General features: G+C 44.9%; 14 protein-coding genes. 10 read left to right on the top strand and 4 right to left on the bottom strand.

The features are described from left to right. Positions 1-34: 34 nt before the first annotated feature. Both OH458_RS11405 and OH458_RS11400 read right to left on the bottom strand, forming a co-directional pair. On the bottom strand, positions 35-553 hold the full coding sequence (locus tag OH458_RS11405; RefSeq protein WP_005471192.1) for a hypothetical protein: 519 nt from the start codon (positions 551-553) through the stop codon (positions 35-37). A 94-nt stretch (positions 554-647) separates the two neighbouring features. After that, entirely contained in the window at positions 648-1013 is a 366-nt protein-coding gene (locus OH458_RS11400; protein WP_443088517.1) for a YgiW/YdeI family stress tolerance OB fold protein, read from the bottom strand. Between the two features lie 163 nt (positions 1014-1176). Between OH458_RS11400 and OH458_RS11395 the strand changes: the two genes are divergently transcribed. The 4 genes from OH458_RS11395 to modC are packed head-to-tail and all read left to right on the top strand — an operon-like array spanning position 1177 to position 5189. Continuing rightward, the gene (locus OH458_RS11395) at positions 1177-2640 is read left to right on the top strand and encodes a cobyric acid synthase (protein ID WP_269978425.1); all 1464 of its coding nucleotides are present in this window, start codon (positions 1177-1179) and stop codon (positions 2638-2640) included. Between the two features lie 4 nt (positions 2641-2644). Further along, positions 2645-3391: a molybdate ABC transporter substrate-binding protein gene (modA, locus tag OH458_RS11390; protein WP_269978424.1), complete on the top strand. Its 747-nt coding sequence runs from the start codon at positions 2645-2647 to the stop codon at positions 3389-3391. Positions 3392-3400: 9 nt separating this feature from the next. After that, positions 3401-4090, top strand: coding sequence for a molybdate ABC transporter permease subunit (gene modB, locus OH458_RS11385; RefSeq protein ID WP_269978423.1), 690 nt, complete (start codon positions 3401-3403; stop codon positions 4088-4090). Between the two features lies 1 nt (position 4091). Then, positions 4092-5189, top strand: coding sequence for a molybdenum ABC transporter ATP-binding protein ModC (gene modC, locus OH458_RS11380; protein ID WP_269978422.1), 1098 nt, complete (start codon positions 4092-4094; stop codon positions 5187-5189). Positions 5190-5219: 30 nt separating this feature from the next. Here the strand turns inward: modC and OH458_RS11375 are convergent, their stop codons facing one another. Further along, positions 5220-5657, bottom strand: coding sequence for a DUF3069 domain-containing protein (locus OH458_RS11375; RefSeq protein ID WP_269978421.1), 438 nt, complete (start codon positions 5655-5657; stop codon positions 5220-5222). 166 nt (positions 5658-5823) lie between these two features. Between OH458_RS11375 and OH458_RS11370 the strand changes: the two genes are divergently transcribed. Beyond that, positions 5824-6756, top strand: a complete 933-nt coding sequence (locus OH458_RS11370) for a GGDEF domain-containing response regulator (protein ID WP_269978420.1) — start codon at positions 5824-5826, stop codon at positions 6754-6756. Positions 6757-6832: 76 nt separating this feature from the next. Next, positions 6833-7822 (top strand): Solitary outer membrane autotransporter beta-barrel domain, encoded by a 990-nt coding sequence (locus tag OH458_RS11365; RefSeq protein ID WP_269978419.1) that lies wholly within the window; start codon positions 6833-6835, stop codon positions 7820-7822. Between the two features lie 18 nt (positions 7823-7840). On the opposite strand, the gene OH458_RS11360 is transcribed toward OH458_RS11365, so the two are convergent. Next, entirely contained in the window at positions 7841-9076 is a 1236-nt protein-coding gene (locus OH458_RS11360; protein ID WP_269978418.1) for a GGDEF domain-containing protein, read from the bottom strand. Between the two features lie 212 nt (positions 9077-9288). Between OH458_RS11360 and OH458_RS11355 the strand changes: the two genes are divergently transcribed. The 4 genes from OH458_RS11355 to pntB all read left to right on the top strand — a co-directional run bounded on the left by OH458_RS11355 (position 9289) and on the right by pntB (position 13208). Further along, positions 9289-9657 carry a late competence development ComFB family protein gene (locus OH458_RS11355; RefSeq protein WP_038136909.1) on the top strand — a complete coding sequence of 123 codons (369 nt, stop codon included), beginning with the start codon at positions 9289-9291 and terminating at the stop codon, positions 9655-9657. A gap of 15 nt (positions 9658-9672) precedes the next feature. Beyond that, positions 9673-9951: an HlyU family transcriptional regulator gene (locus OH458_RS11350; protein WP_269978417.1), complete on the top strand. Its 279-nt coding sequence runs from the start codon at positions 9673-9675 to the stop codon at positions 9949-9951. 298 nt (positions 9952-10249) lie between these two features. After that, a complete protein-coding gene (gene pntA / locus OH458_RS11345) occupies positions 10250-11800 on the top strand; it encodes a Re/Si-specific NAD(P)(+) transhydrogenase subunit alpha (protein ID WP_269978416.1) in 1551 nt (516 codons plus the stop codon). A 13-nt stretch (positions 11801-11813) separates the two neighbouring features. After that, complete coding sequence (pntB, locus tag OH458_RS11340; protein ID WP_269978415.1) at positions 11814-13208, top strand: Re/Si-specific NAD(P)(+) transhydrogenase subunit beta; 1395 nt, start codon at positions 11814-11816, stop codon at positions 13206-13208. Positions 13209-13217: the final 9 nt, after the last annotated feature.

The raw sequence follows: 13217 nt of genomic DNA, 5'->3' as shown, positions 1-13217 counted from the left end.
CCAGCCGAGGCTGGGTGCATTCAAAATTGAGTGCTTATAGTTGGAAGCGGACCGACATGGTCACTTGAGGTCCGTACAAGCCGTTGTTGCGAGTTTCCGCTGATAGTGAAAGCTGTTCCGTAGAATGGAAGCGAACCCCCGCGTGAAAAACTGAAGCGCTGCCGTTACGACCCAGTCTCGCAGTCGCTTCAATTTGATCGGTTAACCAGATTCGCGTACCGATATTCATTTCTGTTTGTGAGCGGTTATCTCGACTTGAATCATCAGGAAAATCGACATAGTGAATCAAGAGTTGACCGTAAATATCAGCAAACTGAGAGATAGGACCATTAAAGCCAACGCCGCCTGCGACGTCGTAATCGCCCTCAAACTGTGAATCAACGCGAGCGATTAAGTGAGAGTTCTCAGTAAGAAACGTACTGACTTCCAGACCAGTGCTCTCTGGTCCAATTGACGTACGTAACTCTCCGTAGGTGTAATTAAAGTTATTGGCTTGTGCCACTCCGGTTAGGCCAGCACATGCAATAGCGCTCGCGATGATAAACTTTTTCAAAGCAGTCTCCGACTTACATCAATTTTTTGACTCTGCAATTGGCAAGCAATATACACGCCAAATACTAACGTAATTGTCGGATAATGAAACACTTTTACAAAATTTGAATGTGTTCTACTTCAATTTCTGGGTGTTTACCACCTTCGTATTCACCAAATAAACGTACCTTTGTCGTTTCATTGATTGATTCATTCAACCGAACGTCTTCATCGAGCTCGATCGTCATCTCTGACTGACCATCACTGAACACAAACTCATCTTTACTTACCTGACGAATAAGAAAACCTTCGACCACAACTTCTTTATCTCGGAATGATTTCTGGCCCAATAGGGTATCCAAAGAAACTGTCTCTACAGGTCCTGAGTAATTGATAGACGTTTGATCTTTGTCGCCATGAGCAAATGCCATGCTTGGAGCAATGAAGGCAACAGCGGCAAGTGCAATTAGGGGTGATTGAATTTTCATGCTTAATCCTCGATATGGTTGGTGCATAGCGTTATTAAGCACAAACTCGGTTGAACTGATGCTGAGTTCAGCATTCATATTCGATTCATTATTGAGTATTGGGTTCTAAAACCGCTATTATCACGGTTTAAATCAGATAATTATCATCAACAACATTATGCAGTCGACCAACAGAGCACTTATGGTGCAGGGCACAACCTCCGATGCTGGTAAAAGTGTACTAGTGGCAGCTTTATGCCGCGTACTGGCACGACGTGGAGTAAAGGTCGCCCCATTCAAGCCTCAGAACATGGCCTTAAACAGTGCTGTTACGGCAGACGGCGGCGAAATAGGGCGAGCTCAGTATGTTCAAGCCATTGCTGCAGGCATCTCACCTCATGTTGATATGAACCCTGTATTATTAAAACCATGTACCGATACTGGCGCTCAAGTCATCATTCAAGGGAAAGCTGTCGCAGATATGAATGCCATAGGTTATCAAAGCTACAAGCAGTTCGCGCTTCCCTATGTGCTTGAGTCTTTTGAACGATTGCAATCTCACTTTGAAACCGTAGTTATTGAAGGTGCGGGTAGCCCAGCTGAAGTGAACCTCCGAGAAAATGATATCGCAAACATGGGATTTGCAGAGTGTGTCGACACCCCTGTGATCATTATCGCTGATATTGATAAAGGCGGGGTATTTGCTCATCTTTACGGAACGTTGGCGCTGTTATCAGAATCGGAGCAAAAACGCGTTATCGGATTTGTTATTAATCGCTTTCGTGGTGATCTCTCTCTTTTAGAGCCGGGATTAAAGTGGTTGGAAGATAAAACAGGTAAGCCTGTACTCGGCGTTTTACCTTATCTGCAAGGGTTTGATCTTGAGGCGGAAGATGCCATCAACCCTGAACAAGTGAAAGGTGAACACGCAAAACTCAATGTTGCAATTCCAGTGCTGCCTCGTATTAGCAATCATACTGATTTTGATGTACTCCGCAGTCATCCGGATGTTAACGTCAACTTTGTTGGTCCAGGTCATTCACTTAGCAATTGCGATCTGATCATTTTACCCGGCTCAAAAGCGGTGCGTGCTGATTTGGAATTTTTACGTCAACAAGGTTGGGATAAGGATATAGAACGTCACCTTCGCTATGGCGGTAAGGTGGTTGGTATCTGTGGCGGCTATCAAATGCTAGGTGAGAGTATCAGTGATCCTCACGGTATCGAAAGTGAGCCAGGCACATCGGCTGGACTCGGGTACTTACCTGTCTCAACTGAATTAGCAAAAAACAAAACACTAACCAACATGCAGGGCACACTGACGTTAAATGGCGCGACAGTTCCTGTTTCCGGATACGAAATTCATGCCGGAGTAACAACTTCGAACACGCATTCTCCCGTCACGTTCACAAATGGTGTATCAGACGGTGCGATCAGCGAATGCAATCAAGTGTTTGGGTCGTATCTCCATGGGTTGTTTGACCAACCAGAAGTGATTCCACTCATCACCAACTGGATGGGTATCGGAGAAGTAAAAACCGTCGATCACAAACAAAACCAAGAGAACGCCATCAATCGAATTGCAGATGCGGTTGAAAAGCACCTCGACTTAAATTCTCTATGGCCAACAATGGGCTTTTAATGGCATGAACTTTATACCGACTATCACTATGGCCATATTGGCGATTTTCAGTATCAGCGCAAACGCAGCGGATAAGCTAAGAATCTATGCGGCATCGTCCATGACCAGTGCACTGACACAAATCGCCGAAAAATTTGAAAATAATAATGAAATAGACGTGACCTTAATTTTTGGAGGCAGCTCGTCGCTCGCCCGTCAGTTGGTCAATGGAGCACCTGGTGACGTATTTATCTCCGCAAACGACAAGTGGATGGACTACGTCGTAAAAACCAACAGTCTAAACAGTGACGCCGTCACAAGCATTGCTAGCAATCGTCTGGTGGTCATTACTCCAAAGGGCTCGTCCACTTACTTAGAGCTTAGCGATACGCAATCTTGGCGAAACGCACTCGGGAATAGTCGCCTTGCTATTGGTCAAACCAATGCTGTCCCGGCAGGCATCTATGCAAAACAGGCATTAGAAAACTTAGGTCAATGGGAGTTCCTAAAAGGGCACCTAGCTCCAACAAGCAATGTTCGTATCGCGCTGACGCTCGTTGAAAGGCAAGAGGCGCTACTTGGCATCGTCTATCATACCGATGCTCTCTCTAGTGACGGTGTAACATTAATCGCAACCCTTGACCCATCGTTACATAGCCCGATTAGCTACCCTGCAATAGAGTTGCGTAGCACGCCCCAATCCACAGAGTTTCTTCGTTACTTAAAAAGCGAAGACGCCAAAGCCATTTTGCAAAAACATGGATTTCAATAGGAGCAACGCGTGCTATCTGATTACGAACTTGAAGCGTTGATGCTCAGCTTAAAAGTTGCCATGTACTCTGTGCTTTGGTTAATCCCTATCGGTATCTTTTTCGCTTGGGTTCTGGCCAAAAAACAGTTTGTTGGTAAAAGCCTACTCGATAGCTTTATCCATCTTCCCCTTGTTCTACCTCCGGTTGTTATTGGGTACTTGCTGTTAATCACTTTGGGGCGTCAAGGGGTATTGGGTCAGTGGCTCTACAACGCGTTTGGTGTCTCGTTCTCATTCAGTTGGAAAGGCGCGGTCGTTGCTTGTCTCGTTGTTTCATTGCCACTAATGGTGCGTTCAGTACGTCTTAGTCTGGAAAATGTTGATACTAAACTTGAACAAGCAGCAGCAACGCTTGGCGCGTCTCCATTAAAGGTGTTTTTTACCATTACATTGCCATTAACAGTGCCGGGCATAATCACTGGTACAATGCTTTCCTTTGCGAGAAGCCTAGGGGAGTTTGGTGCGACCATAAGCTTTGTCTCCAATATTCCTGGAGAAACACAAACAATCCCTCTTGCGATGTACAGTTTCATTGAAACGCCGGGATCAGAAATGGAAGCGATGCGTTTGTGTGTCATTTCTATCGTGATTGCGTTGGCATCAATGATTGCTTCAGAGGCCTTGACGCGCTTTAGCTCTAAGCGTTTAGGTGGACGTTAGTATGACGATCTTAATTCAATATAAACAAACGCTGGGCGAACAACACTTTGACATCGATCTTAGGTTGCCGGCAAAGGGGATCACTGCTGTTTTCGGTCGCTCGGGAGCCGGAAAAACATCGCTGATCAATGTTGTTGCTGGACTGACTCAGCCCGACAGCGGTCATATCTCCATCAATGGCAAGGTGCTTTACGATTCAATTCAAAAGTTGAACGTTCTCACTCACCGACGCAATATCGGTTATGTTTTTCAAGAGGCCAGGCTGTTTCCGCATTTTAGTGTTAAAGGTAATCTGAAATACGGCTGTAAAGCCCCAGACGATGACTATTTTCAATCGGTCGTATCGTTGCTTGCGTTAACGCCGTTACTTGACCGTTTACCCAATCAGCTTTCTGGGGGAGAGAGGCAGCGGGTAGCTATCGGCAGAGCGTTACTCTCTAAACCCGATTTATTATTGATGGATGAACCATTGGCTTCCTTAGATCTTCCACGAAAGCGCGAGGTGTTGCCGTTTCTAGAGCAACTTTCTAACACGGTCGATGTACCAATATTGTATGTATCTCATAGCCTAAATGAGGTCCTGAGGCTTGCAGAGAATATGGTGGTCATTGACCAAGGTAAAGTGGCAGCGAGCGGCACGTTAGAGCAGGTTTGGGCGTCGCAGGCAATGACACCGTGGCAGTCTTTTTCAGAGCAAAGTTCGCTGTTTCAGGCAGTCATTGCTGAGCACAATCATGACTATGCGCTCTCAAGCGTTCAACTTGCCCCTGAAGTCAGTCTTTGGGTACAAAAAATTGATGGTCATGTCGGTGACAGCGTGCGACTGCAAGTAAGATCAAACGATGTGTCCTTAGTGTTAGAAAAACCTACCAGGACTTCAATCAGGAACATTATTAGCGCAACGATTGAATCGATAGAGACTTTGCAGCACGGTGACAAGCAAAGTGTGTCGGTGAGCGTTAAATTAGCGCCGGAGTGCCGATTGGTGGCAACAATCACTGCATGGGCAAGGGATGACTTGGGATTGAAGCCAGGAATGCCCGTCTATGTGCAAATCAAAGGGGTGAGCGTCACTCAAAAAGACGTTGTTGTCGCATAAAAAACGCCGCATTGAGCGGCGTTTTTCGTATTACTTAGCGAATACATCCGTGAAGTCACGCTTCAAAATAGGGTCGAGACGCGCTTTTTTAATTTGCTTAACCATATCTTTAACGCAGTTGTGTAGAACTTGATCAAGCAACTGAGCACGGTATTCTTCTTTTTGTTCTTCAGTCATCCCTTCCGGTAGGTTCAGAGTTGGGAATTCTTCCATGACATTTAGACCTGCGAACGCCTGACTCACAGAAATCAGTGCGTGAAACTGCTCAAAATTATCAAGAACGTTTTGTGCACTCTTTGGAAGCTCATTCCATGCTTCTCTTACCGCATCTTCCGATACTTCGTGGATTGACGTTACCATGTAGTGCATAGCTTCTGGTACTTCATCAAATTCAATTACTTGGCGAAGTTCTGCAGAAACCGTGGCAAGATCGACAGTTTGTTGCTCTGTTTGATTAACGTCAGACATTATAATTTTCTCTTAAAAGTGTGTATGTGACGGCGCTATCGTAAAAAACTGTCGATAAATGTCAACCATAGTTGGCTCAATTCAATGAGGTGACGTATGATTTGGGTATTCCCTACGCGAAATATGGATAGTGACTGATAGAATGATCCAAGCCTCTGGATCGTCAATGAAAATTCTTCTCGTTGACGACGTTCAAATGGAAAGAATGCAATTAGCCATTCGATTAAAGCAACTCGGTCACACAGTCGAGATGGCAAGCTCTGGAACCCAGGCTCTTGAGATATACCCCAGCTTCGAACCGGAGCTTGTGCTGCTTGATGTTTCCATGCCTAACATGAACGGTTTTGAACTATCGGAAAAAATCCGACAGCGCCATCCAGATTGGGTGCCGATTATCTTTTTGAGTAGTCATGATGAGCCAACAATGATCGCCAAAGCGATAGAGGCGGGTGGGGATGATTATCTCATTAAACCCGTAGACAAAGTTGTGCTGAACTCAAAGCTCAATGCCATGCAGCGCATCGCGTTCATGAGGCGTGAGCTAAAGCAAAAGTCTGTCGCTCTTGCTAAAGCCAATGAAGAGCTTGCCAAGCTTGCGCAAGAAGATGGGCTAACCAAGGTCAAGAATCGCCGCTTTATTGATGAAAAACTTGAAGAGATGATCGCCATTCACGGAAGGCACTCACTTCCACTCGGGATTGTTTTACTCGATGTCGACAATTTCAAACTTTACAACGACAACTACGGTCATATCCAAGGTGATAAGTGCTTAGTTTCGATTGCCAATGCCTTGTCTGAACTGTTTGTACGCAGTGGTGAGGTTGTTGGCCGTTATGGTGGGGAAGAGTTTGTGATCTTGCTCAGTCACACCGACAAAGATAAATTATGTAAAGACGCAGAGCGAATACAAAACAAACTCAAAGCATTGAATATAATCCATGACTTTAGCGACGCCGCACCACTCGTGACAGTGTCACAAGGCCTACTTCACCTGCAGCCCTCAGGCAAAGAAAACGTCGAGTCTTTGTATCAAAAGGTTGACACTGCGTTATACAAAGCCAAACAAGCAGGTCGAAATTGTTTTAAATTGGCTAATTAACGGTTTTCTCGCTTGCGCAATGCAATGAAGATGGTTAATTTAGCTCAAAATTTTTATTTTCGTTGCGCAACTTACCATGAAATCTCAGCGCTTAACATACACTGCCTTAGTCTGCTCCCTCATACCTGTTATGTCCGCCAATGCCAAACAGGTCGACGCGTTTCGAAACTATCTGGAACAAGCCTTTGCAACGTCCATCGTTCTTACCGATAGTGACGTGTTTACACTCGGTATACATGACTTCGACCCAAACGATTGGTTTAACATGCAAAACGAGGACATAGGCTCAGAAGAATCCGTTCAGCTTCGCCAACAGATTGCCGCGACTACGCTCCCTTACACTTTTGATCTCGCAAGTGATAATGAAACAGGCAAACATCTGCTCTTTACACGCCTATCTGCAATACGTTCTGAGCAGGATTTCGAGGTTCCTTCTGTAGACATTAAAGATGTGAATGATGAATATGTTGTTGGCGGATTCGTCGCCTACCGCTATCAATACAAGCTGAATGATCATTGGACGCTCACTCCAGGGTTTGGCTTACACCTGCAGTACTTCCGTAATATTCATGATTATCGGAGCAACCTATCAGAGGAGTTCGTTAAACCTCAGTTAGATGGCGTGCTATTTAACACTAGCGCATGGGCCGTGAGCTACGAGCCACATGTGAAAGCGAAGTATCACAAAACTACCGAATGGGGCAGTTGGAACTTTTCTTCAACATTTCACTATTTCTATGGCTATGGTTGGGGCGAAGCAAACCACGGTGTCGTCGGACACCCTGAAGGGTGGTACATGGCAAATGGTGCAGATGTGTATTACAACGTCAGTCAACTCGGTGAGAGTGTTCAATCTGTCTATGCGAGCTTAAGAAGAATAGAAATAGGCGGAGACACAAGTAAACCATTGGCAACGCCATACTATTATGAAGCGTCTTTGGGGTGGTTAATGACACCACCTTTCCACACTGAGCTTATTGATAATGTTGGGATAGGGCTCAACCTCAACTATGGCAGTGCGCTTAGAGGGGGAAGCATCGTCTTTTTCTTCAATCAGGTTGACTGAATCGTTCACTCATTGCTGTTAATTCAAACACACTTGATTGCGTCCTGATTTTTTCGCTCGATATAGCGCCTCGTCGGCACACTTCATAACGGCTTTAACCTCTGAAGTTTCTCGGCTATCGCAAACACCGATACTAATAGTGATTGTGACGACATCGCCATTTTTAGAGCCCTTACGCTTCTTTTGTCCCGCTTTATGGTCTTTAGGTCGAGTATCTTGATCTCTCAAGACCATTTCATAGGATTCGATACTGGCGCGTAAGATTTCTAGATGATCCCGTGCTTGGTCCGCCCATTTTCCCTTAAACAACACGGTAAACTCTTCACCACCGTAACGATAAATCCGAGCGCCTCCGCCCACATGTTTCATTTTGCTTGCGACCAAGCGAAGCACATCGTCTCCCGTATCATGACCGTAGGTATCGTTAAACGCTTTAAAGTGATCAATGTCAATCATGGCAATGGTGTATTTTCTGCCTAGATATTTCAGATCAGTTTCTAAGGCCAATCGCCCCGGAATGTCTGTGAGCAAATCTTTGAACGCGAGTTCATAACTGGCAGAAAGCAGGTATATCAGTAATATCACGCCCGACAATGAAAACATCATGCTCGAAATATATGGGACATGAAAATAGACAAAAGTTACCGACGCGAGCAGAGCTGAGGAGTAGATAACCGCGTCAATAATTCGATTTAAACTGGCAACACATATTGCGAATGTCAATACAATAGCCAAAGAGTAAACGACTAATATAAAAGGAATTTTTGAGACATTCGACACGACAAAAAGGAAGGTATTGTTGATATTATCGAACCCGCCTTTCGAGAAATGGTCTAGAGTCAGGTAACACCAGCCAACGAGCAAGGCAAGAGTAACGAGATAAACCAAAAATGATTTGGAAAAGAGTACGTTATTTTTATGGCTGAATACTAACGCGAGTGCAACGGGGAGTATAAATGCAAGTAACGAAAGCTCTAAGATGGTTGTGCCTGAGGAAAGAGGCGATTGCAGTCGATTTTGGATAAACCAATAGGCGCCGATCATCGCAACAGAACACATAGCAATTCGACTCTGCTTAAACGCGTGTGATAGGGCAAAACAACAAAGAAATAACACGTAAGGCAGATTACTCAGTATACCCAAGTTAGATTGAGTAAAACCGATTGCAGAATCTAGTCCAAAGTAGATAAACGCCAGTAACATCAATGGAAACAGTAAACGAAACCAATGACTACTGACGATAGAAAATGACATTAAGTTGAGCCTAAGACTACTAATTTAAAGGTTAATATACTCGCTTAGAATACTTTGATTTGATGAATTTCCAAGCTTTTTACTAAACTAATAGATGAAAATTGTCTGTATGCGTGAATAATGACCAAAATCTACTAGTAAACAATGTACTAAGTTTGGCTCACACATAAAACACTCAATCACTAACAGGACGTTAATAGGAGTTACGGTTTATGCAAATTAGTGTGGATGTTCACAATTATATGGAGACCTTAGTCGGTCAAGTCCTTGCACAACCCGAATACAGTGAGCACTTTAGTCATGAACAACTGGCGGATCTCGCGTGTTTAGCATTGAGTCAGCTCAGACCCGTCTACATAAGGCACGACATTGATTTTCTATCAGCATTGCCTGAAGAAAGGCTGGTAACATTGAAAGAGTATGCTCTCAATGCCGTTATCGCAGCCAAAACCATGGTCATTGACGACAGAAGGAAAAATCGTGATGATGACGTGCCAGTTATCTTCAGCAAACCAAACTTCGATGACGACATCGAATTAGAGTGGTTCGAAAAGCCCATCCTTAGCAAAGAAAACAAGTAAAACAAGGAGACATCTGTGGGACTATTCTCGCGCTTATTCGGCGGAAAGCAACCTGATCAACCCGCACAAGTAGAGCCGATCGAGTATAAAGGGTTTCTTATCTACCAAGAGGCGATATCAGAAAACGGCCAGTTTCGCATAGCCGGTCGAATTACCAAGGATATTGATGGTGAGGTCAAAACACATCGCTTTATCCGTTCGGATGTATTACCAAGCCAATCTGATGCCGATGAGTTTATGCTCAAGAAAGCGCAGATGTTTATTGACCAAATGGGCGACAGTATTTTTCATTGATTTAGCATTCCAAGTTGACAAACATCATAAATTTAAGAGCCATTAGCCGTTATGCTGATGGCTCTTTTTGTTTTGTGAGTTAATTTAATCTATTGTTTTAACGCCCATTTCATGCAACTGGTTCGACCTCTGTGCACTGCCATAAGGGGTTGTAAAAAAAGAATCTAAAAGCATGATGGTTCATTACCAACGGTTATATGTAATGAGAATTTGTCCATAGGGTGCAAGTTGTTTCGCGTGTATAAATGGGTTGGATAAAAAGAAAACAATATCGTTGCGAATAGTCAAGGAATAGCTAATGCAAATTGGTGTGCCAAGAGAAATACTCGCGGGAGAAACGCGAGTGGCTGCTTCGCCAAAGTCGGTTGAGCAGTTATTAAAATTGGGGTTCGATGTAGCTATCGAATCTAGAGCGGGGGAACTGGCGAGTTTTGACGACGCTGCATTTGAAAGTGCGGGCGCGACTATCGTCAGTAAAGAGCAAGTTTGGCAATCAGACCTGATCTTAAAAGTAAATGCACCACTGTCTGATGAGCAAAATGATGAAATCGCTCTGCTTAAAGAAGGTGCAACGTTAGTTAGCTTTATCTGGCCAGCTCAAAACCCTGAGTTAATGGAAAAGCTATCAAGCAAAAACATCAATGTGCTGGCGATGGATGCAGTGCCACGTATCTCAAGAGCGCAATCTCTTGATGCACTCTCTTCTATGGCGAATATTGCGGGTTATCGCGCAGTTGTCGAAGCAGCGCATGAATTTGGTCGCTTCTTTACAGGTCAAATCACTGCTGCAGGTAAAGTACCACCAGCAAAAGTACTTGTTGCGGGCGCTGGTGTTGCTGGCTTAGCGGCAATTGGTGCGGCGGGAAGCTTAGGTGCAATTGTTCGAGCATTTGACGTTCGACCAGAGGTAAAAGAGCAAGTCCAGTCGATGGGTGCTGAGTTCCTTGAAGTCGATTTCAAAGAAGATTCAGGTGCCGGCGATGGCTACGCCAAAGAAATGTCAGACGAGTTCAACAAAAAAGCCGCAGAACTTTATGCAGCGCAAGCGAAAGACGTCGACATTATTGTTACTACGGCCCTGATCCCAGGCAGACCTGCTCCGAAACTTATCACCAAAGAGATGGTTGATAGCATGAAAGCGGGCAGTGTGATTGTCGACTTAGCTGCGGCCAATGGCGGCAACTGTGAATACACGGTTGCAGACCAGGTCATCACAACAGCAAACGGTGTTAAAGTCGTGGGTTATACAGACATGGTCGGTCGATTACCGACGCAGTCATCACAACTGTACTCAACGAACTTAGTCAACCTTCTCAAGCTACTGTGCAAAGAAAAAGATGGCAATATCGATATCAATTTCGAAGACGTCGTTTTACGTGGTGTGACAGTAGTCAAAGAAGGCGAAATCACTTGGCCTGCGCCACCTATTCAGGTTTCAGCTCAACCAGAGCAAAAAGCGTCTCAGCCAGCAACTAAGCCCGAGCCAAAAGTCGAAGAACCCACTTCACCAGTTAAGAAAATCGCTGGTTTAGCTGTCGGTCTTGGTGCTTTTGCATGGATCGCTTCTGTTGCTCCTGCTGCGTTCTTGTCCCACTTCACGGTATTCGTATTGGCATGTGTTGTTGGTTATTACGTGGTTTGGAACGTTACACACGCACTGCATACACCTTTGATGTCAGTAACCAACGCGATCTCAGGTATTATCGTTGTCGGTGCTTTGCTGCAAATCGGACAAGGAAATGGAGCAGTGTCGTTCTTGGCGTTTATCGCTGTGTTGATCGCAAGTATCAACATATTCGGCGGCTTCACCGTGACCAAGCGTATGCTTGAAATGTTCCGTAAAGACTAAGGAGTAACAAGGAATGTCTGCAGGATTAGTACAAGCAGCTTATATTGTTGCTGCATTATTCTTTATTTTGAGCCTTGCTGGTCTGTCGAAGCAGGAATCTGCGAAAGCGGGTAACTATTACGGCATCGCAGGTATGACGATCGCATTGATCGCAACGATCTTTGGTCCAGACTCGCAAGGTTTGGCTTGGATTATCGTTGCTATGGTGATCGGTGGTGGCATTGGTATCCACTACGCTAAAAAAGTAGAAATGACAGAAATGCCAGAATTGGTGGCAATTCTTCACAGCTTTGTTGGTATGGCAGCGGTTCTGGTTGGCTACAACAGCTACATCGAACCGCCTGTAATGGAAGCGATCAACGCACAAGAAGCACATGCCGCGCATGTCATTCACATGGTAGAAGTGTTCCTAGGTGTGTTCATCGGTGCTGTGACCTTCACAGGTTCAGTGGTCGCGTTTGGTAAGCTTCGTGGCGTTATTTCATCGTCTCCACTCAATCTACCGCACAAACACAAGCTGAACTTGGCAGCGATTGTTATCTCGACTTTGCTAATGATCTACTTCGTTAAAGCCGATGGCAGCATGTTCGCTCTACTCGTGATGACGTTGATTGCTTTTGCGTTTGGTTACCATTTGGTGGCATCTATCGGTGGTGCTGACATGCCAGTGGTAGTCTCAATGCTGAACTCTTATTCTGGTTGGGCAGCAGCAGCAGCCGGCTTTATGCTAGCAAACGATCTTCTGATTGTGACAGGTGCTTTGGTTGGTTCGTCAGGTGCGATCCTATCGTACATTATGTGTAAAGCGATGAACCGTTCGTTTGTAAGCGTGATTGCTGGAGGCTTCGGTCAAGAAGTCGTCATTTCTGAGGATGTAGAGCAGGGCGAGCACCGCGAAACATCAGCGGAAGAGGTTGCCGAAATGCTTAAGAACTCAAAGTCAGTAATCATTACTCCTGGATATGGTATGGCCGTTGCACAGGCTCAGTACCCAGTACACGAAATTACTGAAAAACTGAGAGCTCAAGGTGTTGAAGTTCGTTTTGGTATTCACCCTGTAGCCGGTCGTCTGCCAGGACACATGAACGTACTTCTAGCTGAAGCCAAAGTGCCTTATGACATCGTTCTGGAAATGGATGAAATCAATGATGACTTTAGCGACACTGATACCGTTCTTGTTATTGGTGCGAATGATACGGTTAACCCAGCGGCACTTGAAGATCCAAATAGCCCAATCGCTGGTATGCCAGTGCTTGAAGTTTGGAACGCTCAGAATGTCATCGTATTCAAACGTTCAATGAATACAGGCTATGCAGGTGTTCAAAACCCACTGTTCTTTAAAGAAAACACTCAAATGCTATTTGGTGATGCGAAAGATAGTGTGGACGCGATTTCGAAAGCTCTGTAACATGTGCGT

The sequence above is a fragment of the Vibrio sp. MarTm2 genome (assembly GCF_027587055.1).
Classification (GTDB): Bacteria; Pseudomonadota; Gammaproteobacteria; order Enterobacterales; family Vibrionaceae; genus Vibrio; species Vibrio sinaloensis_D.
The sequence above is the reverse complement of the archived record's forward strand: the minus strand, read 5'-3'. Positions and strand labels throughout refer to the sequence as shown.

Bases quoted from the DNA above. Each gene is read 5' to 3' on its own strand.
- pntB (WP_269978415.1), top strand. From the start codon at position 11,814: ATGTCTGCAGGATTAGTACAAGCAGCTTATATTGTTGCTGCATTATTC.
- pntA (WP_269978416.1), top strand. From the start codon at position 10,250: ATGCAAATTGGTGTGCCAAGAGAAATACTCGCGGGAGAAACGCGAGTG.
- modA (WP_269978424.1), top strand. From the start codon at position 2,645: ATGAACTTTATACCGACTATCACTATGGCCATATTGGCGATTTTCAGT.
- modC (WP_269978422.1), top strand. From the start codon at position 4,092: ATGACGATCTTAATTCAATATAAACAAACGCTGGGCGAACAACACTTT.
- OH458_RS11365 (WP_269978419.1), top strand. From the start codon at position 6,833: ATGAAATCTCAGCGCTTAACATACACTGCCTTAGTCTGCTCCCTCATA.
- OH458_RS11395 (WP_269978425.1), top strand. From the start codon at position 1,177: ATGCAGTCGACCAACAGAGCACTTATGGTGCAGGGCACAACCTCCGAT.
- OH458_RS11370 (WP_269978420.1), top strand. From the start codon at position 5,824: ATGAAAATTCTTCTCGTTGACGACGTTCAAATGGAAAGAATGCAATTA.
- OH458_RS11360 (WP_269978418.1), bottom strand. From the start codon at position 9,076: ATGTCATTTTCTATCGTCAGTAGTCATTGGTTTCGTTTACTGTTTCCA.
- OH458_RS11375 (WP_269978421.1), bottom strand. From the start codon at position 5,657: ATGTCTGACGTTAATCAAACAGAGCAACAAACTGTCGATCTTGCCACG.
- OH458_RS11355 (WP_038136909.1), top strand. From the start codon at position 9,289: ATGCAAATTAGTGTGGATGTTCACAATTATATGGAGACCTTAGTCGGT.